The sequence below is a fragment of the Salmonella sp. SG203 genome (genome assembly GCF_013350575.1).
In the GTDB taxonomy this organism is placed as follows: Bacteria; Pseudomonadota; Gammaproteobacteria; order Enterobacterales; family Enterobacteriaceae; genus Salmonella; species Salmonella enterica.
Genome location: NZ_SNMT01000012.1, coordinates 1 through 23673 on the forward strand (window position 1 = coordinate 1; position 23673 = coordinate 23673).

At 51.9% G+C, this 23673-nt stretch carries 20 protein-coding genes, 1 other RNA gene and 1 pseudogene; 11 read left to right on the forward strand and 11 right to left on the reverse strand.

Features of this window, described 5'->3' with window-relative positions; genetic code table 11:
- Positions 1-116: 116 nt before the first annotated feature.
- Entirely contained in the window at positions 117-1172 is a 1056-nt protein-coding gene (gene cdsH, locus HV477_RS16880; RefSeq protein WP_000987849.1) for a cysteine desulfhydrase, read from the reverse strand.
- A 112-nt stretch (positions 1173-1284) separates the two neighbouring features.
- On the opposite strand from cdsH, the gene decR reads away from it, so the two are divergent.
- From decR to amtB, 5 genes are all read left to right on the forward strand, one after another.
- On the forward strand, positions 1285-1743 hold the full coding sequence (gene decR / locus HV477_RS16885; protein WP_000884593.1) for a DNA-binding transcriptional regulator DecR: 459 nt from the start codon (positions 1285-1287) through the stop codon (positions 1741-1743).
- A 40-nt stretch (positions 1744-1783) separates the two neighbouring features.
- Entirely contained in the window at positions 1784-3556 is a 1773-nt protein-coding gene (locus tag HV477_RS16890; protein ID WP_001235572.1) for a SmdA family multidrug ABC transporter permease/ATP-binding protein, read from the forward strand.
- Positions 3549-5330 carry a SmdB family multidrug efflux ABC transporter permease/ATP-binding protein gene (locus HV477_RS16895; RefSeq protein WP_001256070.1) on the forward strand — a complete coding sequence of 594 codons (1782 nt, stop codon included), beginning with the start codon at positions 3549-3551 and terminating at the stop codon, positions 5328-5330. Before HV477_RS16890 ends, HV477_RS16895 begins: the two co-directional genes overlap by 8 nt.
- A 212-nt stretch (positions 5331-5542) precedes the next feature.
- On the forward strand, positions 5543-5881 hold the full coding sequence (gene glnK / locus HV477_RS16900) for a P-II family nitrogen regulator (protein ID WP_000780341.1): 339 nt from the start codon (positions 5543-5545) through the stop codon (positions 5879-5881).
- Positions 5882-5912: 31 nt separating this feature from the next.
- Complete coding sequence (gene amtB / locus HV477_RS16905) at positions 5913-7199, forward strand: ammonium transporter AmtB (protein ID WP_000684912.1); 1287 nt, start codon at positions 5913-5915, stop codon at positions 7197-7199.
- A gap of 99 nt (positions 7200-7298) precedes the next feature.
- Here amtB and tesB read toward each other — a convergent pair whose 3' ends face one another.
- On the reverse strand, positions 7299-8159 hold the full coding sequence (gene tesB / locus HV477_RS16910; protein ID WP_079899371.1) for an acyl-CoA thioesterase II: 861 nt from the start codon (positions 8157-8159) through the stop codon (positions 7299-7301).
- Positions 8160-8373: 214 nt separating this feature from the next.
- Here tesB and HV477_RS16915 point away from each other — a divergent pair, with 214 nt between their 5' ends.
- Positions 8374-8943 carry a YbaY family lipoprotein gene (locus HV477_RS16915; protein WP_000779802.1) on the forward strand — a complete coding sequence of 190 codons (570 nt, stop codon included), beginning with the start codon at positions 8374-8376 and terminating at the stop codon, positions 8941-8943.
- Between the two features lie 32 nt (positions 8944-8975).
- Here HV477_RS16915 and HV477_RS16920 read toward each other — a convergent pair whose 3' ends face one another.
- On the reverse strand, positions 8976-9365 hold the full coding sequence (locus HV477_RS16920; protein ID WP_079899370.1) for an MGMT family protein: 390 nt from the start codon (positions 9363-9365) through the stop codon (positions 8976-8978).
- A gap of 84 nt (positions 9366-9449) precedes the next feature.
- On the opposite strand from HV477_RS16920, the gene ffs reads away from it, so the two are divergent.
- Positions 9450-9546, forward strand: an RNA gene (gene ffs / locus HV477_RS16925) — signal recognition particle sRNA small type.
- Positions 9547-9595: 49 nt separating this feature from the next.
- On the opposite strand, the gene HV477_RS16930 is transcribed toward ffs, so the two are convergent.
- Positions 9596-11146, reverse strand: a complete 1551-nt coding sequence (locus HV477_RS16930) for an EAL domain-containing protein (protein ID WP_000213145.1) — start codon at positions 11144-11146, stop codon at positions 9596-9598.
- Between the two features lie 224 nt (positions 11147-11370).
- Here HV477_RS16930 and HV477_RS16935 point away from each other — a divergent pair, with 224 nt between their 5' ends.
- Together HV477_RS16935 and ykgO are read left to right on the forward strand one after the other, a co-directional pair.
- Positions 11371-11631 (forward strand): type B 50S ribosomal protein L31, encoded by a 261-nt coding sequence (locus HV477_RS16935; protein ID WP_000801415.1) that lies wholly within the window; start codon positions 11371-11373, stop codon positions 11629-11631.
- 5 nt (positions 11632-11636) lie between these two features.
- Entirely contained in the window at positions 11637-11777 is a 141-nt protein-coding gene (gene ykgO / locus HV477_RS16940) for a type B 50S ribosomal protein L36 (RefSeq protein WP_001197749.1), read from the forward strand.
- A 55-nt stretch (positions 11778-11832) separates the two neighbouring features.
- On the opposite strand, the gene HV477_RS16945 is transcribed toward ykgO, so the two are convergent.
- The 6 genes from HV477_RS16945 to acrA form a co-directional block, all read right to left on the reverse strand.
- Positions 11833-12303 (reverse strand): YlaC family protein, encoded by a 471-nt coding sequence (locus HV477_RS16945; RefSeq protein WP_000136181.1) that lies wholly within the window; start codon positions 12301-12303, stop codon positions 11833-11835.
- Between the two features lie 116 nt (positions 12304-12419).
- Positions 12420-12971 carry a maltose O-acetyltransferase gene (maa, locus tag HV477_RS16950; RefSeq protein WP_001278792.1) on the reverse strand — a complete coding sequence of 184 codons (552 nt, stop codon included), beginning with the start codon at positions 12969-12971 and terminating at the stop codon, positions 12420-12422.
- A gap of 178 nt (positions 12972-13149) precedes the next feature.
- Entirely contained in the window at positions 13150-13368 is a 219-nt protein-coding gene (locus HV477_RS16955) for an HHA domain-containing protein (protein WP_001280991.1), read from the reverse strand.
- A gap of 27 nt (positions 13369-13395) precedes the next feature.
- Entirely contained in the window at positions 13396-13770 is a 375-nt protein-coding gene (tomB, locus tag HV477_RS16960) for an Hha toxicity modulator TomB (RefSeq protein ID WP_000344807.1), read from the reverse strand.
- A 495-nt stretch (positions 13771-14265) separates the two neighbouring features.
- Positions 14266-17415 carry an efflux RND transporter permease AcrB gene (acrB, locus tag HV477_RS16965; RefSeq protein ID WP_001132508.1) on the reverse strand — a complete coding sequence of 1050 codons (3150 nt, stop codon included), beginning with the start codon at positions 17413-17415 and terminating at the stop codon, positions 14266-14268.
- A 22-nt stretch (positions 17416-17437) separates the two neighbouring features.
- On the reverse strand, positions 17438-18631 hold the full coding sequence (gene acrA / locus HV477_RS16970) for a multidrug efflux RND transporter periplasmic adaptor subunit AcrA (protein WP_001039202.1): 1194 nt from the start codon (positions 18629-18631) through the stop codon (positions 17438-17440).
- A 141-nt stretch (positions 18632-18772) separates the two neighbouring features.
- On the opposite strand from acrA, the gene acrR reads away from it, so the two are divergent.
- Positions 18773-19426 (forward strand): multidrug efflux transporter transcriptional repressor AcrR, encoded by a 654-nt coding sequence (gene acrR, locus HV477_RS16975; RefSeq protein ID WP_000101755.1) that lies wholly within the window; start codon positions 18773-18775, stop codon positions 19424-19426.
- 118 nt (positions 19427-19544) lie between these two features.
- A pseudogene (mscK, locus tag HV477_RS16980) lies at positions 19545-22634 on the forward strand (mechanosensitive channel MscK); the annotation flags it as partial.
- Positions 22635-22895: 261 nt separating this feature from the next.
- On the opposite strand, the gene HV477_RS16985 reads toward mscK, so the two are convergent.
- Positions 22896-23519, reverse strand: a complete 624-nt coding sequence (locus tag HV477_RS16985) for a helix-turn-helix transcriptional regulator (protein ID WP_175065184.1) — start codon at positions 23517-23519, stop codon at positions 22896-22898.
- Positions 23520-23673: the final 154 nt, after the last annotated feature.

Below are 23673 nucleotides of genomic sequence, written 5' to 3' on the forward strand. Positions count from 1 at the left end.
AACGAAGTTTGATGCAAATGTCAGATCGTATGCGCCTGTTAGGGCGCGGCTGGTAAGAGAGCCTTACAGGCGCATCTGAAAAACCTCCGGCTATGCCGGAGGATATTTATTGGTTTCTAGTCGCCGGTAAGTAATTTTGCGATGGCCGCTGACCACGGCGTCAAATCGCCGATATGGTCGCTAACCCAGGCCGGATGGTAATAGGTATCCAGATAGCGATCGCCGCTATCGCACAATAACGTTACGATAGCGCCGGTTTCTCCAGCCTCGCGCATCCGGGCCGCAAGCTGCAGCGCTCCCCACATATTCGTGCCGGTAGAGGCGCCGACTTTACGGCCTAGCTGCGTTTCCAGCCAGTGTGCGGTGGCAACGCTGGCGGCGTCCGGTACGCGCAGCATCTCATCCACGACATCCGGAATAAAAGAAGGCTCTACTCGCGGACGACCAATTCCTTCAATTTTACTGCCCACCGGGCTGCGTAATGAAGCGTCGCGATCCTGCCAGTAAGGTAAAAAGACAGAATTTTCCGGATCCACCACCATGAGCTGAGTATCATAGCCCTGGCAGCGAATATAGCGCCCAATCGTCGCAGAGGTTCCGCCCGTTCCGGCGCTCATGACGATAAATCGCGGTACCGGATGGGGTTCGTTGCGCATCTGGCGGAAAATACTGTCGGCAATATTATTGTTGCCCCGCCAGTCGGTAGCTCGTTCTGCGTAGGTAAACTGGTCCATATAGTGACCGTTCAGTTCATGCGCCAGCCGCTCGGAGGCGGCATAAATTTCGCAGGCGCTCTCCACAAAATGACAGTGGCCGCCATAAAATTGAATCTGTTCGATTTTACGTTTTGCGGTACAGGCGGGCATGACGGCGATGAACGGCAGTCCCAGTAAACGCGCGAACCAGGCTTCGGAAATCGCCGTTGAGCCTGATGACGCTTCAATAATCGGAGTGCCTTCTTTAATCCAGCCATTGCACAGCCCATAAAGGAACAGCGAGCGCGCCAGACGATGCTTGAGGCTACCGGTGGGATGCGTGCTTTCATCTTTCAGGTAAAGCTGGATACCTGGAAATGCCGACAGGGGCAAACGAATAAGATGCGTATCCGCCGAGCGCTGGTGGTCAGCGTTAATTTCATTAATGGCATTTTTAACCCAATTGCTACTCATCATTAATATCCATTTATCATTTTGTGCCAAGAGTAGCGAAAAGTACGGAAAAAATTGTTGCTATTTGACCTTTAAATTACAATGTAAGGAGAAAAATATTCTCTATGGGGTGGGTATGTTAGATAAAATTGACCGTAAACTGCTTTGCTTATTGCAGCAGGACTGTACCCTCTCTTTGCAGGCGCTGGCGGATGCCGTTAATCTGACGACAACGCCTTGCTGGAAGCGGCTTAAACGCCTGGAAGATGACGGTATCCTGCTTGGCAGGGTCGCGCTGCTGGACCCGGAAAAACTGGGGCTGGGATTAACCGCTTTCGTGTTGATAAAAACGCAGCACCACAGCAGTGAATGGTACTGTCGGTTCGTGACCGTCGTCTCTGAGATGCCGGAAGTGCTTGGCTTCTGGCGGATGGCGGGGGAATACGACTATCTGATGCGAGTTCAGGTGGCCGACATGAAGCGGTATGACGACTTCTATAAACGTCTGGTCAATAGCGTCCCAGGACTGTCAGACGTCACCTCCAGTTTTGCGATGGAACAGATTAAGTACACCACCTCTCTGCCCATTGAATAATTCTCCCGGTATTGCCGGAAATCATATCAGGAAATAACGCGTGCGATTATTTGCTCAATTAAGCTGGTACTTTCGCCGGGAATGGCGTCGCTATCTTGGCGCGGTGGCCCTGCTTATGCTTATTGCGATGCTTCAGCTGATCCCGCCCAAAGTGGTGGGGATTGTCGTGGATGGCGTAACCGCACAGCAGTTTACTCCAGGCCGAATAGCGATGTGGATTGGCACCATTGCCCTGATCGCCGTAGTGGTCTATTTGTTGCGCTATGTCTGGCGCGTGCTGCTATTTGGCGCTTCTTATCAATTAGCCGTCGAACTGCGTGAAGATTATTATCGCCAGCTGAGTCGTCAGCATCCTGAATTTTATCAGCGCCATCGGACGGGCGATCTTATCGCGCGCGCGACGAATGATGTGGATCGCGTCGTATTTGCGGCGGGCGAGGGCGTTCTGACGCTGGTTGACTCGCTGGTAATGGGCTGCGCGGTACTGATTGTCATGTCGACGCAAATTAGCTGGCAGCTAACGCTATTAGCGCTGTTGCCGATGCCGATTATGGCGCTGATGATCAAACGTTACGGCGATCGGCTGCATGATTATTTCAAACTGGCGCAGGCCGCCTTCTCCAGCCTGAACGACCGCACGCAGGAGAGTCTGACCAGCATCCGCATGATCAAAGCGTTTGGTCTGGAGGACCGCCAGTCTTCGCTGTTTGCGGCGGATGCCGAAGATACAGGCAAGAAAAATATGCGCGTGGCGCGTATTGACGCGCGTTTTGATCCAACCATTTACATCGCCATTGGCATGGCGAACCTGCTCGCGATTAGCGGCGGAAGCTGGATGGTGGTTAACGGCAGCCTGACGCTGGGCGAACTCACCAGCTTTATGATGTATCTGGGGTTGATGATTTGGCCGATGCTGGCGCTGGCCTGGATGTTTAATATCGTGGAGCGGGGTAGCGCCGCTTACAGCCGCATCCGCGCCATGCTGGCGGAAGCGCCGGTAGTTAAGGATGGCGAAGAGCCGGTCCCGGCGGGGCGCGGCGAACTGACGGCGGCCATTCGTGAGTTTTGCTATCCGCAAACGACGCATCCGGCGCTGGAGAATGTGAACTTTCGTCTTAAACCGGGTCAGATGCTGGGGATATGCGGTCCGACCGGCGCGGGGAAAAGCACAATATTGTCGCTTATCCAGCGCCATTTTGATGTGACGCAGGGAGAAATCCGTTTCCATGACATGCCGTTGACGCATCTGCAACTGGATAGCTGGCGTAGCCGACTGGCGGTCGTCAGCCAGACGCCGTTTTTGTTCTCGGACTCTATTGCCAATAATATTGCGCTCGGACGCCCGGAGGCGACCCAGGAAGAGATTGAACAGGTGGCGCGTTTAGCCAGCGTACATGAGGATATTCTCCGTTTGCCTCAGGGCTACGACACGCAGGTAGGTGAACGTGGCGTCATGTTATCGGGTGGGCAAAAACAGCGTATCTCGATTGCCAGAGCGCTGCTGTTGAATGCGGAAATTCTGCTTCTCGATGATGCGCTTTCAGCAGTAGATGGTCGTACGGAGCATCAGATTTTGCATAATTTGCGCCAGTGGGGCGAAGGGCGTACGGTCATCATCAGCGCGCATCGTTTATCCGCGCTGACCGACGCCAATGAAATTATCGTTATGCAACATGGTCATGTTGTTCAGCGCGGCGATCACGATCAACTGGCGCAGCAGATTGGCTGGTATCGCGATATGTATCGCTATCAGCAACTGGAGGCCGCTCTGGATGACGCGCCGGAACGCGGCGAGGAGGCGGTGAATGCGTAGTTTTGGACAGCTATGGCCGACGCTGAAACGGTTGCTGGCGTATGGCTCGCCATGGCGAAAACCGCTCTCTGTCGCGGTGATGATGCTGTGGATTGCGGCGGCGGCGGAGGTTAGCGGTCCGCTGCTGATCAGCTATTTCATTGATAACATGGTGGCCCGCCACCATTTACCATTGGGCAAGGTCGCGGGGCTGGCGGCCGCCTATGTGGGGCTACAGTTTCTGGCGGCGGGTCTCCATTACGCCCAGTCTTTATTATTTAACCGGGCGGCCGTTGGCGTGGTTCAGTCTTTGCGCACGGACGTCATGGATGCCGCCTTGCGCCAGCCGCTAAGCGCCTTCGACACGCAGCCTGTCGGACAATTAATTTCACGCGTGACCAACGATACGGAAGTCATCCGCGATCTGTACGTCACGGTCGTCGCAACGGTATTACGTAGCGCGGCGTTGATCGGCGCCATGCTGGTCGCTATGTTCAGCCTTGACTGGCGGATGGCGCTGGTGGCGATTTTGATTTTTCCGGCGGTATTGACCGTGATGATCATTTATCAGCGCTACAGCACGCCGATTGTACGCCGCGTGCGGGCATACCTGGCGGATATTAACGACGGCTTTAACGAAATCATCAATGGGATGAGCGTAATCCAGCAGTTTCGCCAGCAGGCGCGCTTCGGCGAACGCATGGGCGAGGCCAGCCGCTCGCACTACATGGCGCGGATGCAGACGCTGCGCTTGGACGGCTTTTTATTGCGTCCGCTGCTTAGCCTCTTTTCCGCGCTCATTTTATGCGGTTTGTTGATGCTTTTCAGCTTTACGTCTGCCGGCACGATTGAGGTCGGGGTGCTGTATGCGTTCATTAGCTATTTGTCACGTCTGAACGAGCCGCTCATTGAACTGACCACCCAGCAATCCATGCTACAGCAGGCGGTTGTGGCGGGAGAGCGTGTTTTTGAACTGATGGATCGCCCGCGCCAGCGCTATGGCAGCGACGACAGGCCGTTACAAAGCGGGGCGATTGATATTGATCATCTGTCGTTTGCTTACCGCGACGATAATCTTGTTTTACAGGACATTACGCTATCAGTACCGTCCCGTAGCTTTGTGGCGCTGGTGGGGCACACCGGCAGCGGGAAGAGCACGCTCGCCAGCTTATTAATGGGGTATTACCCCCTGACACAAGGCGAAATTCGGCTGGATGGGCGAGAAATCGCCTCTCTTAATCATCGCGTTTTACGCCAGGGCGTGGCGATGGTTCAACAGGACCCGGTAGTGATGGCGGATACCTTTCTGGCTAATGTGACGCTGGGGCGCGATGTCTCCGAGGCGCAGGTGTGGCAGGCGCTGGAAACGGTACAACTGGCAGATCTGGCGCGCGGCCTGAGCGACGGGCTGCATACGCATCTCGGCGAGCAGGGAAATACGCTGTCCGTCGGGCAAAAACAGCTATTGGCGCTGGCGCGCGTGCTGGTTGACGCCCCGCAAATATTAATTCTTGATGAAGCGACGGCCAGCATCGATTCCGGCACTGAGCAGGCGATACAGCAGGCGCTGGCGGCGATTCGCGAGCGCACCACGTTGGTGGTTATTGCCCATCGGCTATCGACAATCGTGGAGGCGGATACCATTCTGGTTCTCCATCGCGGCCAGGCGGTGGAGCGCGGGACGCATCAACAATTGCTGGCGGCGCAAGGGCGCTACTGGCAAATGTATCAATTACAGTTAGTTGGCGAGGAGTTAGCCGCCAGCGTACACGAAGAACCCGGCCCTGCGGCGTAAGGCTTGGCGCCACAGGGCAAAGCCTCGCCCATCATGCACCGTCGTGGTGCGTTTTTCTTTCCCTGCTTCGATTTTGGGGCGCGTCAATATAAAGACGCGCCGCTAACCGCGCTTTTCCTCGCTCGCCAGCTTCTGGCACATCCTTTGCAATATCCATTCTGAAGAGTCCATGCGCGGCGGCAGCCGTTACCTAATTCTGACTGGAGGGTTCTATGAAGCTGGTTACCGTAATTATCAAACCGTTCAAGCTGGAGGACGTGCGGGAGGCGCTTTCTTCCATTGGCATTCAGGGACTGACCGTCACCGAAGTGAAAGGGTTTGGCCGTCAGAAAGGACACGCCGAACTGTATCGCGGCGCGGAGTACAGCGTGAATTTCCTGCCGAAGGTCAAAATTGATGTGGCTATCGCCGACGACCAACTGGAAGAGGTGATCGATATCATCAGTAAAGCGGCTTACACCGGAAAAATTGGCGACGGCAAAATTTTCGTCGCGGAGCTCATGCGCGTTATTCGGATTCGTACCGGCGAAGCTGACGAAGCAGCGCTGTAAGACCCGCCACACAGCAACAGGAAATGAAAAAATGAAGATAGCGATGATAAAAACTACACTGGCTTCACTGGCGCTGCTGCCTGGGCTAACGATAGCCGCGCCGGCGGTTGCCGATAAAGCGGATAGTGCTTTTATGATGATTTGCACCGCGCTGGTGCTGTTCATGACGATACCGGGTATCGCGCTGTTTTACGGCGGATTAATTCGCGCCAAGAACGTGCTGTCAATGTTAACGCAAGTGACCGTCACCTTTGCGCTGGTCTGTATTTTATGGGTGGTGTACGGCTATTCGCTGGCTTTTGGCGAAGGGAATCATTTTTTCGGTAATGCCGATGGGGCGATGTTGAAGAATATCGCGTTGACGGCGGTAACGGGGACGATTTATCAGTATATTCATGTCGCGTTTCAGGGATCTTTCGCCTGTATTACCGTCGGGCTGATTGTCGGCGCGCTGGCGGAGCGTATTCGTTTTTCGGCGGTACTGATTTTTGTCGTGGTGTGGTTCACGCTCTCTTATATCCCGATTGCGCACATGGTGTGGGGCGGCGGCCTGCTGGCTGCTCACGGCGCGCTGGATTTTGCTGGTGGTACAGTGGTGCATATTAACGCCGCTATCGCTGGGCTGGTGGGGGCTTATTTAATTGGCAAACGCGTCGGCTTTGGGAAGGAAGCATTTAAACCCCATAACCTGCCGATGGTCTTTACCGGTACTGCGATTCTGTATATCGGCTGGTTTGGATTTAACGCGGGTTCTGCCGGTAGCGCAAACGAGATAGCAGCGCTGGCCTTTGTGAACACCGTGGTGGCGACCGCCGCCGCGATTCTGGGGTGGATTATCGGCGAGTGGACGCTACGCGGTAAGCCTTCCCTGCTGGGAGCGTGTTCCGGCGCGATTGCCGGTCTGGTCGGCGTGACGCCAGCCTGTGGCTATGTTGGCGTTGGCGGCGCGCTGGTTATCGGCGTTATTGCGGGTCTGGCGGGATTGTGGGGAGTCACCATGCTTAAACGTCTGCTACGGGTAGATGATCCGTGCGACGTATTTGGCGTTCACGGCGTTTGCGGAATAGTCGGCTGTATCCTGACCGGCGTTTTTGCCGCCAGTTCGCTGGGCGGCGTTGGCTTTGTCGACGGCGTTACGATGGGACATCAGGTGATGGTACAGCTGGAAAGTATTGCTATTACGGTCGTCTGGTCCGGCGTTGTCGCGTTTGTTGGTTACAAACTGGCGGATATCCTTGTTGGACTGCGTGTACCGGAAGAGCAGGAGCGCGAGGGGCTGGATGTGAACAGTCACGGCGAGAATGCGTATAACGCGTGATTGCGCAACATGCCTGATGGCGCTGCGCTGACCCAGTCTACCGTAGGCCGGATAAGCGCAGCGTCATCAGGCCATTAACGCCGCATAGCGGCATGTTTTTTAATTGTGATTACGCATTACCCCTTCCTGCACGGTTGAAGCGACCAACGCGCCATCCTGAGTATAAAACTCGCCGCGAACAAAGCCCCGGGCGCTGGAGGCGGAAGTGCTCTCCACGCTATAAAGTAGCCATTCATTAAAATTGAACGGGCGATGGAACCACATAGAGTGATCGATAGTGGCGATCTGAATGCCCTTTTCCAGAAAACCGATGCCGTGAGGCTGAAGCGCGACGGGAAGGAAATTCAGGTCAGAGGCATATCCCAGTAAATATTGATGGACGCGAATGTCATCCGGAACGGTGCCGTTGGCGCGAATCCATACCTGACGCACAGGCGCGGCGACGTGACCTTTCAACGGATTGTGAAATTCGACGGGACGAATTTCCAGCGGGCGATCGCAGAGAAACTTTTCTTTCAGAATCGGCGGCAGTAAATGCGCCAGCGATTGCGCGATTTCCGTTTCTGACGGTAGTCCTTCCGGCCCGACTACCGTCGGCATGGTTTTTTGATGTTCAAAACCCGGTTCCGGCGCCTGGAATGAGGCGGTCATGTAAAAGATGGGTTTCCCGTTCTGAATAGCGGCAACGCGGCGGGCGCTGAAGCTATTCCCATCGCGCAGCACTTCTACGTCATAGATAATGGTTTTTTGGCTGTCGCCTGGCCGCAGAAAATAACTGTGGAATGAATGCACCAGTCGCGCTTCCGGCACCGTTTCTTTGGCGGCATAGAGCGCCTGGCCCACCACCTGACCGCCAAATACCTGGCGCAGCCCTAAGTCTTCACTTTGGCCCCGAAAGAGTCCTTCTTCAATTTTTTCCAGATTCAATAATGTCAGCAAATTATTCAGTGTCTGACTCATACATACTCTCCAGGTGACAACGATGCCGAAGCGAGGTAGGGCAGAGTATAACGCAATTTTGCAAGTGGTCCGATGGGTACAAAAGTCTGAATAACAGACCAATTCCAGGCAAAAATGAGTGACATGTGCCACACTTAATCACGTTATGTTTCTGTTAACCACTCTTCCGGCGGGGGGAAAGGCCTGCTGGTGCATTGATGATAAGGAGAATTGAATGAAACTCGTGCACATCGTAAGTGGTTTAGCGGTTGCGATATCTCTGGCGGCCTGCGCTGATAAAAGCGCTGATATCCAGACGCCTGCGCCAAACCCTAACATGTCGATTACAGCTAACCAGTCTACTATTCAGCAACCCAATGTTTCCGGTACCGTCTGGATCCGCCAGAAGGTCGCTCTGCCGCCAGATGCGGTGCTGACCGTGACGCTTTCAGATGCTTCGCTGGCTGATGCGCCGTCTAAGGTGCTGTCGCAAAAAGCGGTACGTACCGAAGGTAAACAGGCGCCTTTCAGTTTTGTGTTGCCGTTTAACCCATCAGATATTCAACCTAACGCGCGTATTCTCCTGAGCGCGGCCATCACCGTTGACAATAAGCTGGTATTTATTACCGATAGCGTGAAACCGGTGATTAACAATGGCGGCACTAAAGCGGATCTGACGCTGGTACCGGTACAGCAAACGGCGGTGCCTGTGCAGGCCAGCGGCGGTGCGACGACGACGGTTCCATCGACTTCGCCGACCCAGGTCAATCCGTCTTCTGCCGTTCCTGCGCCTACCCAGTATTAATCCTGCGCCAACCCTCTCCGTTACGGAGAGGGTTAATACACCCAGCGATAGCGTTGTAAATCGATTTGTCCGCTTCCCGACACCACCACGCCTTCCGCCAGTAATGCCTGACGTTGCCGCTGTAGATCCGGCCCGGTAAGTGATATTGCGCCGTGGCGGTTCACCACCCGATGCCATGGTAAAGTGCTGCCTTCCGGCAGACGTTTTAAAACTCCGCCGACCTGACGCGCCGCTCGAGGCGAACCGGCAAGCCGGGCGACATCGCCGTAGGTCGTGACAAACCCTTCCGGGATCGAGGCGACGATTTGCCAGACGCGTTGAGGAAATGTGTCCTGAATATCCATAATAGAATCCTGCGTTAATGCTTCAGGATAATCTGGAATAAGGGGGGGGGAAAGCCCGGATGCGCAAGAAACCAGCATCCGATGCCTGATGGGTTGCAATTGCACGATATAGCAGTGATAATGCGCCTGCGCGTTGGTTCACAACGCTCTCAATGGGGGCTCTGTTGGTTCTCCCGCAACGCTACTCTGTTTACCAGGTCAGGTCCGGAAGGAAGCAGCCAAGGCAGATGACGCGTGTGCCGGGATGTAGCTGGCAGGGCCCCCACCCATTTGTGCCTCTCCACACTGTTCTTTTCTGCTGTGCGACGTTATAGCCGCTGTTCCGCCCAAAGAATAAATGCCGTAGCGGGTAGGGGCTTACTGTATAACCAGCCCTGACCATAATGTACGCCATGCTGGCGTAGCCACTGTTCTTGCCTGGTCGTTTCGATGCCTTCTGCGACCATCTTAAGTTTGAGCGTTTTCGCCATTTCAATAATATGCGGCGTGACGTTTTTATATTCCAGCGCATCGACAAAAGATTTATCAATTTTAAGGACATCCACATCCAGATTTTGTAAGTAGCTGAGGCTGGAATAGCCGGTGCCAAAGTCATCAATATAAATGGAATGTCCCGCGTTACGGTATCTGGCGACAATGGGCGCGCTGGTTTTCGGATCGGCGAACTCGCGCTCCGTTAACTCAAGCGCGATTTGCGACGGAGAAATTTGGCTACGGTTCAGCAGCGTGCTTAACAGCGTCGGCAACGTTTCCGACGCCAGATCGGATGCCTCAAGATTGATTGAAATATGTTGTTCGGGATGGGACTTTAACCAACTCCCCATGTCTTCAAAAACGGTTTCGATGATTAGCCGGGTTAGCGGCTCCGTGAGCCCGGTTTGTTCAGCCAGCGCGATAAAAATTTCCGGCGAAAGGAAGGTGCCGTCCGCCTGTTGCCAGCGAGCTAAGGCTTCGGCACCGACAATTTTTCCGCTGCTCAGGGAGACAATAGGCTGATAGTGTACGTTAATTTCGCGATTGTCTATCGCATCCTGGAGACGGTGGCGGGGCGACTGTAGCCGACGCAAAATACGCAGAATAAAGGCCGCGGCCAGCAGACCCGTTACGATGCCCGCCGGTAGCCAGATAAACGCTTGTCGATACCAGCTCCTTTCCAGCGGAGCGGTCGGTGCCCAGCTTACGATAGTAATGCCCATTTCCGGAAAGGGGTGGATAGCATACTGAATGCCTCGGTTTTCCAGCCGCAGGGGCGTCTCATGGTGAATGAGCGGAAGAATAGCGGGGTCAAGGTTACCGCTGCTGGCAACCACAGTATTGCGTTCCCGGCCAATAATAGCGACGTCAATCGGCCATGCGCCAAACGGAATCACATCGATAAAGGACGCCGGGTCGATCATCACGATATAGCTGTCGCTCCCGAGTGCCGCCATATAGCGTTTTATACCCAGATCGTTTTGCGCCGTAAACCAGGCGCGATAACCGTCGCGAGTGATTTTCATGGGCGGAGGGAAAGCGGGAATATGGCTCTCTTTTTCAAGTGAGGAGCAAACGGGAATCGAATTTTTAAGATACAGAACTTCCTGGACATACCGAAAGCTATAAGACACGCGGCGCATGGCGAGTAAATGGGCGCTGCTGCAGGGCTCGCCTTTAAAGGAGGCAATATGCGTTAACGCGGCTTTTGCCTGGTCACTGACCCTTTCTGTACGTAGCGCCACCCGGGACGAGAAGATATCCAGCTCTTCGTTAAACCTTTTTTCAACTTGACGGTGCGCCAGCCACAGGCTCAATCCTATCGGGAAAAGGACAGACAGGATAAGCACTCCCGTTACCAGGCTGACCAGATGTCGTGTTGTCACAGTGATGTCCTTATAAACACAGCGTAGAGAAAGTATATCCGATCGTAAATCGCGCCCTTGAATGATAAAGCTATTTTATCGATTTTACAGATACAGGGGCCAGACTAACGCGTTACGCCACGTTGCTTTTGCCGCCAGGAAGAGATCGTGAATGTTTACCGGTTGAAAAAGGAGCATTGATAGCGTATTTTATTGTTATGTTATAACATAATTGAGGGGGCGCAATGAAACCTGATATTCATCCTGTATACCGCACCGTCGTATTTCACGACACCAGCGCAAATGAATATGTGAAAGTGGGATCAACTATCAAAACTGAACGTGAAATCGAACTGGACGGCGTGACATATCCGTATGTCACTATTGATGTGTCATCAAAATCGCATCCTTTTTATACCGGTAGACAGAAAACGTTTGATAGCGAAAGTAGTGCCGCACGCTTCCAGAAACGTTTTGGTCATTTTATCGGCGCTAAAAGGGGGTAAATGAAATGCAGGTGTTAAACTCACTTCGCAATGCAAAACAACGGCATCCGGATTGCCAGATAGTCAAACGCAAAGGACGCTTATACGTGATTTGTAAAACAAATCCGCGTTTTAAGGCGGTTCAGGGGCGTAAAAAAAGACGTTAAAAAACCAACAGTTCAGGGAAAGCAGTGCGTACCAGGGAGGGTGCGCACTTTTTTATTACCGGCTGGCTTCTGCGCGGGCCAGCGTAAAAATATCGTAGAAGGAAAGTTCGCCCTTACGGGCAACCATTTTTTGCAGCTGGACTTTATGTTCATTATCCACCTGTGGAGACTGAAGAATCGTCTCAATGAGCGTGGGGGGAACAAAGCGGGTGTTGTACCATTCGCCGTTGTAACAGACCCGGAGGTCCAGCACATCGATGTCGTTATAGTGATAACGCGGGGCGATGTCGAAAAAGAAGAAGCCATTAAATGCGATAAATAACACCACTAACAGCCACACTGACCCCACCAGCGTTTCTGATTGCAGCATGACCGCCAGCGTCGCAAACCAGGCTGCATACATCGCGATAAATAACCCAGGATGCTTGCGGATAAAACTGATACTAAAACGCGGCCTGTTATCGCGTTTTTCACGGATGTTTAAGTCATCAATAGTTTCGCTAAGCAGGCGCTGTATCTCTGTCATCTTTTGCCTTCATGATTTCTGCGACATAGGGGTAGTAACAGCCCATTTTAAAGGGAGGTGTAACGTGAAAAAAGTAACAGATTAACCACGAATTAGCATAACAGTTATCATTTTGACTACAATTTTTTAATGATTCGCGCCGGATTTCCGCCTACCACAACGTCTGGCGGTACGTTTTTTATCACCACAGCGCCTGAAGCGACGACGACGTTATCGCCGATGGTTACGCCCGGATTAACGACGGCTCGTCCGCCTATCCAGACATTATTTCCGATAGTGACGGGTTTACCTAATTCTCTGCCGCTGTTGCGTTCGACGGCGTCCAGCGGATGCGTGGCGGTATAGATATGTACCCCTGGCGCGAGCATACAATTATCGCCAATATGAATTGGGCAAACATCAAGCATGACGCAGTCGAAGTTAGCGTAAAAGGAGTGACCAAGAAAAATATTATAGCCGTAGTCGCAACGGAAGGAAGGTTCAATATAGGCGTCTTCGCATCGACCCAACAGGTCGCGTAAAATCGCCTGACGCTTATTTATTTCATCAGGCGTAGTATAATTGTATTGATGGATGAGTTGACGCGCCCGCAGTCGATCCTGGCATAAAGTTTCATCGGTCGGGCAATACAGTGCCCCAGCGATCATTTTTTGTTTTTCGTCACTCATCGCGCGCTCCCCTTGGTGGATATTATCGCAATAGAAGCAATAATAAAGTATTAGAGGGAACGTTCCCTGCTATTGCTATGTGATCTATATCACTGTTCTATAATAGCCCGTTGTGTTATTAGCCAGAACGAGGAGGCAGATAACACCTGCGTGTTCTCTAAAAAGTAATGTAGCGTGATTAACGAATGAATTTCCATACTGAAGAGGGGATCTTGTCGTAGAGTTTGTTCATCGTCAATTCTGCAAGACGGTGATCCGCAGCTGAGTAAAATACAGCCAGCTCATTGTCGGACAATTCATATTTATTTTTCTCAATGACGCGCTCCAGAGTGTCAATTGTCTGACAGCGCCGTAAACGCATCAAATAATCAGTTTTAGTTAATGGTTTATCAGACATAAATTCTACCTATGATTGTAATAATTTTTAACAAGACAAACTAACAGGATTAGCCCTGGTGGCGTTGACGAAACAACGGAACAGGCGGTTGCCCGATTTACGCCATTTTTGCAAATCCTGCGTATTAATACCATAGCTGCTGAACAACATAAAGGTGTCGTCCAGGTATTCATCTATCTGCGCAATCAATTTATTGTCTTCATTGTACTTAATTTTATAATTAAGCGCGAAAGTTGCAATATGCTCTATCAGCTCATTGAGCTGCAGGTTGACTGCTGAGGTCGGGTCATTAACCCAGCCATGGTTGCTTTCTTCAAGGTTTGCAAGACAGTCATGATACAGGGTTTCGCAAAGAAATTTAAGCTGTGCTATATCATGTCTTTTGGGTGAGTATTCGTCCATAATGCATCCCCTTTTTAGTGGCTTAAACTAACCGAACACCTTCGGGATGGATACAACTAACTAACCTGGTACTTCCCACGTCACCTTATGATTTAACTATAATCTACTCTAAAAAACTTTTCATCGTCATATTACTAAAAATTACAATTGCGTGAAAGCCGTGTGTCGCCATACTTTTTCGAATTTTAACAGTGAACGTCGGTCGCCTAAAAAGGAACCAGTTTTATTGCTCGTATAATCATTGGGTTAACGTTTTTTAGCTTTTCAGGCTAAAACAATAGACTCTGACAGGAGAAAATAGCCAGGAATATTCTTAATATTTCTTAATTAATGGCTGAATTAAGAAATGGCCAACTTTCCTAAGAAAAGCCTTTAACGCAGTAAGGATTATACCTTTTATTAATATGGCAAAAAATAATCAATCTAACAATAAGCGTATTTTATGATTTTTGCGTAAAAAAGGCCGCTTGCGCGGCCTTATCAACAGTGAGCAAATCAGCGATGTTCTGTCGAATGACTATGCTCAATATCTTCGCTTTTACGGCTAAAGCGGCGGCGTACCACCACGAAGAAGACCGGTACGAAGAAAATAGCCAGTACGGTTGCCGTTACCATCCCGCCCAGTACGCCAGTACCTACCGCATTCTGCGCGCCGGAACCCGCGCCGGAACTGATAACCAGCGGCATAACCCCCAGCATGAACGCTAACGAGGTCATCAGAATCGGGCGCAAACGCATCCGGACGGCCTCCAGCGTCGCTTCTACCAGACCTTTCCCTTCTTTATCCATTAAGTCTTTGGCGAATTCGACGATAAGTATCGCGTTCTTCGCCGACAACCCAATGGTTGTGAGCAGGCCCACCTGGAAGTAAACGTCGTTAGTCAGTCCGCGGAAGGTGGCAGCCAGCAGCGCGCCGATAACCCCAAGCGGAACAACCAGCATTACGGAGAACGGGATAGACCAGCTCTCATACAATGCCGCCAGACACAGGAAGACGACGATCAGCGAGATAGCATACAGGGCAGGGGCCTGGTTGCCGGACAACCGCTCCTGGTAGGACATCCCGGTCCAGTCATACCCAATGCCTGACGGCAGCTTGCTGGCCAGTTCTTCCATCATCGCCATCGCTTCACCAGTACTCTTGCCTGGCGCCGCCTGACCCAGAATTTCCATCGAAGGCAGACCGTTATAGCGTTCCAGACGTGGCGAACCATATTCCCAGCGGGAAGAGGAGAATGCGGAGAACGGCACCATCTGACCATCGCTACCACGAACGTACCAGTCGTTAATATCATCCGGCAACATGCGGTATTTCGCTTCGGACATCACGTAAACTTTCTTCACACGACCGCGATCGATAAAGTCGTTTACATAGCTGCCGCCCCATGCTGCGCCCAGCGTGGTATTAATGTCGCTAATAGACACGCCCAGCGCCTGAGCTTTTTCCTGGTCGATATCGATTTTAAACTGCGGCGTATCTTCCAGACCGTTAGGTCGAACGCCGACCAGCAGATCAGGATATTTCGCCACCTCGCCGAACAACTGATTACGTGCCTGGGTGAGTTTTTCATGACCAAGTCCCGCCTGGTCAATCAACTCGAAGTCAAACCCGGTTGCGGTGCCCAGTTCAACAATCGCCGGTAGGTTAAAGGCGAAGACCATCGCATCTTTAATTTGTGAAAACGCTGCGGTTGCCCGCTGGGTAATCGCTTCAACCTTGTTTTTTTCGCCTGGACGATCGGCCCAGTCTTTCAACGACACGAATGCAATACCGGTATTCTGACCGCGCCCTGCAAAACCGAAGCCGTTGACGGCGAATACCGATTCAACGTTGGCTTTCTCTTTGTTCAGATAGTAATCCGTGACCTCATCCAGCACTTTTTGCGTGCGCTCTTGCGTCGCGCCGGCGGGGAGCTGGACCATTGTCAGGAATACGCCCTGGTCTTCATCCGGCAAGAAAGAGCTTGGCAGACGAACGAACAGATAAGCCATACCGACGACGATAATGAGATAGAGCAGCAGATAACGCCCGGTGCTGCGCAGAATATTGCCTACGCTATCGGTGTAGTGATGCGTGCTCTTATCGAACAGGCGGTTAAACCAGCCGAAAAAGCCTTTTTTCCCTTCGCCATGATCGCCTTTGGCGACGGGTTTGAGCATCGTCGCGCACAGCGCGGGCGTCAGGATCAGCGCGACCAGCACCGACAGCGCCATCGCCGATACGATGGTGATAGAGAACTGACGATAAATTGCCCCGGTTGAGCCGCCAAAGAAGGCCATAGGAATAAATACCGCCGACAGTACCATCGCGATACCCACCAATGCGCCCTGAATCTGGCCCATGGATTTGCGCGTCGCTTCCTTCGGCGGAAGGCCTTCTTCCGTCATAACACGTTCGACGTTCTCGACCACCACGATGGCGTCATCCACCAGCAAGCCGATGGCGAGCACCATCCCGAACATCGTCAGCGTGTTTATCGAGAAACCGAATGCCGCAAGCACGGCAAAGGTTCCCAACAACACCACCGGAACCGCAATAGTCGGAATCAACGTCGCGCGGAAGTTCTGCAGGAACAGGTACATCACCAGGAACACGAGGATAATCGCTTCGACCAGCGTTTTTACCACTTCATGAATAGAGATCTTCACGAACGGCGTGGTGTCATACGGGTAGACGATTTTCATCCCTGGCGGGAAGAACGGTTCCATTTTTTTCAGTTCGGCGCGAATAGCGGTAGCGGTATCCAGCGCGTTGGCGCCGGTAGCCAGTTTGATGCCAAGACCTGACGCTGGCTGACCGTTAAATTTCGCGATGACGTCGTAGTTTTCGCCGCCAAGCTCAATTTTCGCTACATCCCGCAGACGAACCTGAGAGCCATCCTGATTCACCTTCAGCAGGATTTTGCCAAACTCATCCGTTGAGGTCAGACGCGTTTGGGCAATAATCGATGCGTTAAGCTGCTGGCCTTTAACCGGCGGCGTACCACCGAGCTGACCTGCCGCGACCTGGGCGTTCTGCGCTTTGATCGCGTTAATCACGTCGACCGGCGTCAGTTGGTATTTGGTCAGCTCTGTCGGATTCATCCAGATACGCATCGCATACTGCGAACCAAACAGCTGGACGTCGCCCACCCCAGAGGTACGGCTGATCGGATCTTTCATATTGGCGGCAACGTAATCCGAAATATCCTCCTGGGTCATGGTGCCGTCGGTGTTAATGACGCCCACTACCATCAGGAAGCTACTTGAGGACTTCTCAACGCTCACGCCCTGTTGCTGTACTTCCTGGGGAAGTAACGGCATTGCCAGTTGCAACTTGTTCTGAACCTGAACCTGCGCGATGTCCGCATCGGTGCCGGATTCAAAGGTCAGCGTGATCTGCACGGTCCCCGTGGAGTCACTGTTGGAGGACATATACATCAGGTTATCGATACCGTTCATATTCTGTTCGATAACCTGCGTGACGGTATCCTGTACCGTTTTCGCATCAGCGCCAGGGTAGGTTGCGGAGATCGTCACTGCTGGTGGCGCAATCGTCGGATATTGCGCTACCGGCAATTTGAGGATCGCGAGCCCCCCTGCCAACATGATGATGATGGCGATCACCCACGCAAATATAGGGCGATCGATAAAGAAATTAGGCATGTCTTAACGGCTCCTGTTTAAGTTAAGACCTGGGCTGAGCAGGTTGATCACCGCTTGCGGCTTGCTGTTTGTTATCCGCGGTAATTTCCTGCACTTTAACCTGTGCGCCAGGACGTACTTTTTGCAGCCCGCTGACGACTACGCGGTCGCCCGCTTTCAATCCGTCAGTCACCAGCCACTTATCGCCGATCGCCTGGCTTGCGACGATTTGGCGGGTTTCCACTTTGTTATCAGCGCCAACCACCAGCACCGTGGCATCGCCGCGTGGAGTACGGGTAACGCCCTGTTGTGGAACCAGTAATGCCGTCGGTTTTGTCCCTTCCTGCAGACGTGCGCGAACGAACATTCCTGGCAATAAGGTGTGATCCGGGTTAGGGAAGATGGCGCGCAAAGTAATAGACCCGGTGGTTTGGTCAACGGTAACGTCGGAGAATTCAAGCGTACCGGACTGCGGGAATTTGATACCGTCGCTGGTCACCAGGTCGACCTTCGCTTTGCCGTTTTCCTGTTTCAGCGAACCATTTGCCAGCTCCTGCTTCAGGCGCAGGAAGTCATTGCTGGACTGGGTCACATCGACATAAATAGGGTCCAGCTGCTGCACTGTCGCCAGCGCCGACGCCTGACCGTTCTGTACCAGCGCGCCTTCCGTTACGGACGACTTACCAATACGACCGCTAATCGGTGAGGTGACTTTGGTATACGCCAGGTTGATACGTGCGGTTTCAACGGCGGCTTTTGCTGCGACAACAGCGGCAGTCGCTTGTTGTGCGTCAGCCAGCGCCTGATCGTATTCCTGCTTACTGATGTACTGCGTACCCAGCAGCTTTTGATAACGCTTCACCGTCAGTTCAGCAATATTCGCGGCGGCCTGCGCTTTTGCCAGATCGCCCTTAGCGCTGTCGTAAGTCGCCTGGTAGGTCGCAGGATCAATCTGATAGAGAGAGACTCCCGCTTCGATATCACTTCCCTCAACGAAATTACGCTTCAGGATAATGCCGCTTACCTGCGGGCGAACTTCGGCGATACGGTAAGCAACGGTACGACCCGGAAGTTCAGTTGTGATTTGCAGTGGTTCCGTTTTTAGTGTGACAACTCCAACTTCTGGCATCTGCTGGCCGCCTTGCTGGTCCTGTTTGTCGTCACATCCTGTTAGCGCTAAGCTGCCTGAGAGCATCAGAACGACCGCCAGAGGCGTTAACCCTCTGTTTTTGTTCATATGTAAACCTCGAGTGTCCGATTTCAAATTGGTCAATGGTCAAAGGTCCTTAAACCCATTGCTGCGTTTATATTATCGTCGTGCTATGGTACATACATCCATAAATGTATGTAAATCTAACGCCTGTAAATTCACCGACATATGGCACGAAAAACCAAACAACAAGCGCTGGAGACACGACAACACATCCTGGATGTGGCCCTGCGTTTGTTCTCGCAGCAAGGCGTATCGGCAACCTCGCTGGCGGAGATTGCGAACGCTGCTGGCGTGACGCGCGGCGCAATCTATTGGCATTTCAAAAATAAGTCGGATTTATTCAGTGAGATCTGGGAGCTATCAGAATCCAATATTGGTGAGCTTGAGATTGAGTATCAGGCAAAATTCCCCGACGATCCACTATCTGTATTAAGAGAAATTTTAGTTCATATTCTTGAAGCTACTGTAACAGAAGAACGACGCCGCTTATTGATGGAGATTATATTCCATAAATGTGAGTTTGTCGGAGAAATGGTTGTGGTTCAACAGGCGCAACGTAGCCTTTGTCTGGAAAGTTACGATCGGATTGAACAAACGTTAAAACATTGTATTAATGCTAAAATGCTGCCTGAAAATCTGCTGACCCGTCGTGCGGCGATACTGATGCGCAGCTTTATTTCAGGGCTCATGGAAAACTGGTTATTTGCTCCGCAATCGTTTGATTTAAAAAAAGAAGCTCGCGCCTACGTCACGATCCTGCTGGAGATGTATCAATTGTGTCCGACGCTGCGCGCGTCGACGGTCAACGGCTCCCCCTGATAATATTCCAGGAAAACTCCTGGACATTTTCTGTGTCGCTATTCTGTTTGTTACAGGCGTGATATTCTTGCGACTCAATTATTTCCGGTCTGCTTGCCGGTTCAGACACTTCATTCTCATGACTATGTTGCAGCTTTATAAACGTTCACAGCATTTTGTTTTTATTACAATTAGCGTCCTTATTATCCTGCTGTCCTGTCAGTCTCTGGCGTTTGCCCGGGGACAAACGAATGGCGACCTGCCGTCAAAAGCGGATGTGCAAAACCAGCTGGATACGCTGAATAAGCAAAAAGATCTCTCTGCCCAGGATAAGCTTGTCCAGCAGGACCTTATTGATACGTTAGCTACGCTGGAGAAAATCGAGCGGGTAAAAGAGGAAACCGTACAGCTACGGCAGAAGGTGGCGCAGGCGCCTGAAAAAATGCGTCAGGCGACGGCTGCGTTGAATGCGCTGAGCGACGTCGATAATGATGATGAAATGCGAAAAACGCTGAGTGCGCTTTCGCTACGTCAGCTTGAGCTGCGCGTGGCGCAGGTACTGGATGATTTGCAAAATTCGCAAAACGATCTTGCCGCTTATAACAGCCAGCTTGTTTCGCTACAGACCCAGCCTGAGCGCGTGCAAAACGCCATGTATACCGCCTCACAGCAAATACAGCAAATCCGTAACCGTCTGGACGGCAATAACGTCGGCGAAGCCGCGCTTCGCCCCAGCCAACAGGTGTTATTACAGGCACAGCAGGCGCTGCTTAATGCGCAGATCGACCAGCAACGTAAGAGTCTTGAAGGGAATACCGTTTTGCAGGACACCCTGCAAAAACAGCGGGATTACGTGACGGCCAACAGTAATCGCCTTGAACATCAGCTTCAACTTTTACAGGAGGCGGTCAACAGTAAACGACTTACGCTAACGGAAAAAACGGCCCAGGAGGCCATTTCGCCGGACGAAACGGCGCGTATCCAGGCGAACCCACTGGTAAAACAGGAACTGGATATTAACCATCAACTCAGCCAGCGTCTGATTGTCGCGACCGAAAACGGCAATATGTTGATGCAGCAAAACATTAAAGTAAAAAACTGGCTCGATCGCGCGCTGCAGTCGGAAAGAAATATCAAAGAACAGATTGCCGTCTTAAAAGGCAGCCTGTTGCTGTCGCGTATTCTTTATCAACAGCAGCAAACTCTGCCCTCCGCCGACGAACTCGAAGATATGACCAACCGCATTGCGGATTTGCGTCTGGAGCAGTTTGAAATCAACCAGCAGCGTGATGCCTTATTCCAAAGCGATGCCTTTGTCGACAAGCTGGAGGAGGGGCATACCAGCGAGGTGAATGATGAAGTTCATGATGCGTTGCTTCAGGTGGTGGAGATGCGCCGTGAGCTATTGGATCAGCTAAATAAACAGTTGGGTAACCAGCTGATGATGGCGATTAACCTGCAAGTTAACCAGCAGCAGCTGATGAGCGTCTCGAAAAATCTGAAAGCCATTCTGACGCAGCAGATTTTTTGGGTGAACAGTAACCGCCCTATGGACTGGGACTGGCTTAAAGCGTTCCCCCAAACGTTAAAAGAGCAATTCAGCGCCATGAAAATCACGGTGAACTGGCAAAAAGCCTGGCCCGCGGTATTTATTGCTTTTTTGGCCGGGTTGCCGCTCTTGCTCATCGCCGGTTTAATCCGCTGGCGTCTGAAATGGTTAAAAGCGTATCAACAGAAGCTGGCCGCCGCCGTGGGATCGCTGCGTAACGATAGTCAGCTCAATACGCCAAAAGCTATTCTGATCGATCTGATCCGCGCGCTGCCGGTGTGCCTGATTATCCTCGCGCTTGGACTGATCCTGCTGACCATGCAGCTAAATATCAGCGATCTGCTCTGGGCCTTTAGTAAAAAGCTCGCGATGTTCTGGCTGGTCTTTGGGCTGTGCTGGAAGGTGCTGGAAAAAGAGGGCGTGGCGATACGCCATTTTGGTATGCCGGCGCAGTTGACCAGCCACTGGCGTCGCCAGATTGTACGCATTAGCCTCGCATTGCTGCCGCTGCACTTTTGGTCTGTGGTGGCGGAGTTGTCGCCGCTGAATCTGATGGATGACGTGCTGGGGCAGGCGGTTATTTTCCTCAATCTGCTGGTCATAACATTGCTGGTGTGGCCACTGTGCCGGGAAAGCTGGCGCGATAAAGAATCTCACGGCATTCGACTGGTGACCGTGACGATTCTTTCCATCATTCCGGTGGCGTTAATGGTATTAACGGCGACCGGCTATTTCTATACCACCCTGCGCCTGGCGGGGCGCTGGATTGAAACCGTCTATCTGGTCATTATCTGGAACCTGCTTTATCAAACGGTGCTGCGCGGGTTAAGTGTAGCGGCGCGCCGGATTGCCTGGCGACGCGCGCTGGCTCGTCGTCAGAACCTGGTAAAAGAGGGGGCGGAAGGCGCGGAGCCACAGGAAGAACCCACCATCGCGTTGGAGCAGATTAACCAGCAAACATTACGTATCACGATGCTGCTAATGCTTGCCCTGTTCGGCGTTATGTTCTGGGCGATTTGGTCCGATTTGATCACCGTATTCAGCTATCTTGATAGCATCACGCTGTGGCACTACAACGGCTCCGAAGCTGGCGCTGCGGTGGTGAAAAGCGTGACGATGGGCAGCTTGCTATTCGCCATTATTGCCGCGATGGTGGCCTGGGCGCTCATCCGCAACTTACCCGGCCTGTTGGAAGTGCTGGTGCTTTCACGTCTGAATATGCGCCAGGGGGCTTCGTATGCGATCACCACGATCCTTAACTACGTCATTATCGCTGTTGGCGCGATGACAGTATTCGGATCGCTCGGCGTCTCGTGGGATAAACTCCAGTGGCTGGCGGCGGCGTTGTCGGTGGGTCTCGGCTTTGGGCTACAGGAGATCTTCGGTAACTTTGTCTCGGGTTTAATCATCCTCTTCGAACGTCCGGTACGCATTGGCGATACGGTAACGATCGGCACCTACTCCGGCACGGTCAGTAAGATTCGTATTCGCGCCACCACTATTACCGATTTTGATCGTAAAGAAGTGATCATTCCGAACAAAGCGTTCGTAACGGAGCGGCTAATTAACTGGTCCCTCTCCGATACCACGACACGTCTGGTGATCCGGCTTGGCGTGGCTTATGGCTCGGATCTGGAGAAAGTGAAAAGAGTCTTGCTACAGGCGGCGATGGAGCATCCTGTGGGGGGACAATCAATTCTGGATCGTTCGGAGCCGTCTGGAAAATCCCGCAAGCCTTGACTGACGCGGGTTAGAGAGGAGTGGAGATTTTGGACAACATTTTTAGGAATGTTCGAAAACCGTTCCTTTTTGATCAGTTTTCTGGATCGTTTTGATTGGATCCTGTGGGTAAATGATCGTCAGACTGATAGAGTTTAAACGGCCTTTAAAGACACTTTAAATGATGGGCTGTACCTGGTCAATGCAACTACAGCCCGAAAGTTATGCAACGCCGCTACTTAGTGAACCACCGCCATAATGCCCCTGTGAACGCGCGTCTTCAATTCGTCTAATCTGTCGTAAAATCTCTCTGACTTCATCTACGGTCATCTGCTTAAACAATAGGGCTACTTCACGTTTGAACGGTTCTAGAGTAAGCAGATCAAGGCTACCAGCGTCACACATCAGCAACAGGCAACGAATCCCGTTCATAGCAATGAAGTCAGTCACCTTAGTTTTATCCTCATCAGACAGGCGCTCAAACACACGCAGCCAGTCGCGGACTACATCTGTCATATGTTCCATGACATTTGCATGAGACGTAACAGGAGGGACACTATAATCAACATTACCTGTATTATTATACTGGCCGTCTTTTTGTCCCGTAATCAACCACATCATCGATACGTTACACGCCTGAGCAACCATAGCTACGCTATCTATTCCTGGGTACATTTTCCCCTGGACATACTTTCTTATTGTTGATTCGGAAAGGCCGCTCTTACGCGCAAGCTCTACATAACTCATACCCGCCATAGCTTCTTTCAACCGTTCACCAAAATGTACTATTGACTGGCTCACAATAGTACGCTCCCTGAGTTTTTGAGCATCACTGTATTTTTCCATCTAACCGCCTGTTATATAGATAGTTTTAAGTAAAAATCATCACTCACAATAGTACGGCATAAAAATACGAAAAAAGTTCTTGACCTGTACTTTTATAAAGGATTATTATCTTAGAATAGATTATTAGATTTGATTATCCATAAAGATAAACAAT

Excerpts from the sequence above, each read along its gene's own strand:
- ykgO (WP_001197749.1), top strand. The coding sequence starts at position 11,637 with ATGCAGGTGTTAAACTCACTTCGCAATGCAAAACAACGGCATCCGGAT.
- acrA (WP_001039202.1), bottom strand. The coding sequence starts at position 18,631 with ATGAACAAAAACAGAGGGTTAACGCCTCTGGCGGTCGTTCTGATGCTC.
- HV477_RS16935 (WP_000801415.1), top strand. The coding sequence starts at position 11,371 with ATGAAACCTGATATTCATCCTGTATACCGCACCGTCGTATTTCACGAC.
- tomB (WP_000344807.1), bottom strand. The coding sequence starts at position 13,770 with ATGGACGAATACTCACCCAAAAGACATGATATAGCACAGCTTAAATTT.
- HV477_RS16920 (WP_079899370.1), bottom strand. The coding sequence starts at position 9,365 with ATGCTGGTTTCTTGCGCATCCGGGCTTTCCCCCCCCCTTATTCCAGAT.
- tesB (WP_079899371.1), bottom strand. The coding sequence starts at position 8,159 with ATGAGTCAGACACTGAATAATTTGCTGACATTATTGAATCTGGAAAAA.
- amtB (WP_000684912.1), top strand. The coding sequence starts at position 5,913 with ATGAAGATAGCGATGATAAAAACTACACTGGCTTCACTGGCGCTGCTG.
- HV477_RS16985 (WP_175065184.1), bottom strand. The coding sequence starts at position 23,519 with ATGGAAAAATACAGTGATGCTCAAAAACTCAGGGAGCGTACTATTGTG.
- acrB (WP_001132508.1), bottom strand. The coding sequence starts at position 17,415 with ATGCCTAATTTCTTTATCGATCGCCCTATATTTGCGTGGGTGATCGCC.
- HV477_RS16895 (WP_001256070.1), top strand. The coding sequence starts at position 3,549 with ATGCGTAGTTTTGGACAGCTATGGCCGACGCTGAAACGGTTGCTGGCG.
- glnK (WP_000780341.1), top strand. The coding sequence starts at position 5,543 with ATGAAGCTGGTTACCGTAATTATCAAACCGTTCAAGCTGGAGGACGTG.
- cdsH (WP_000987849.1), bottom strand. The coding sequence starts at position 1,172 with ATGATGAGTAGCAATTGGGTTAAAAATGCCATTAATGAAATTAACGCT.
- HV477_RS16955 (WP_001280991.1), bottom strand. The coding sequence starts at position 13,368 with ATGTCTGATAAACCATTAACTAAAACTGATTATTTGATGCGTTTACGG.
- maa (WP_001278792.1), bottom strand. The coding sequence starts at position 12,971 with ATGAGTGACGAAAAACAAAAAATGATCGCTGGGGCACTGTATTGCCCG.
- decR (WP_000884593.1), top strand. The coding sequence starts at position 1,285 with ATGTTAGATAAAATTGACCGTAAACTGCTTTGCTTATTGCAGCAGGAC.
- HV477_RS16915 (WP_000779802.1), top strand. The coding sequence starts at position 8,374 with ATGAAACTCGTGCACATCGTAAGTGGTTTAGCGGTTGCGATATCTCTG.
- HV477_RS16945 (WP_000136181.1), bottom strand. The coding sequence starts at position 12,303 with ATGACAGAGATACAGCGCCTGCTTAGCGAAACTATTGATGACTTAAAC.
- acrR (WP_000101755.1), top strand. The coding sequence starts at position 18,773 with ATGGCACGAAAAACCAAACAACAAGCGCTGGAGACACGACAACACATC.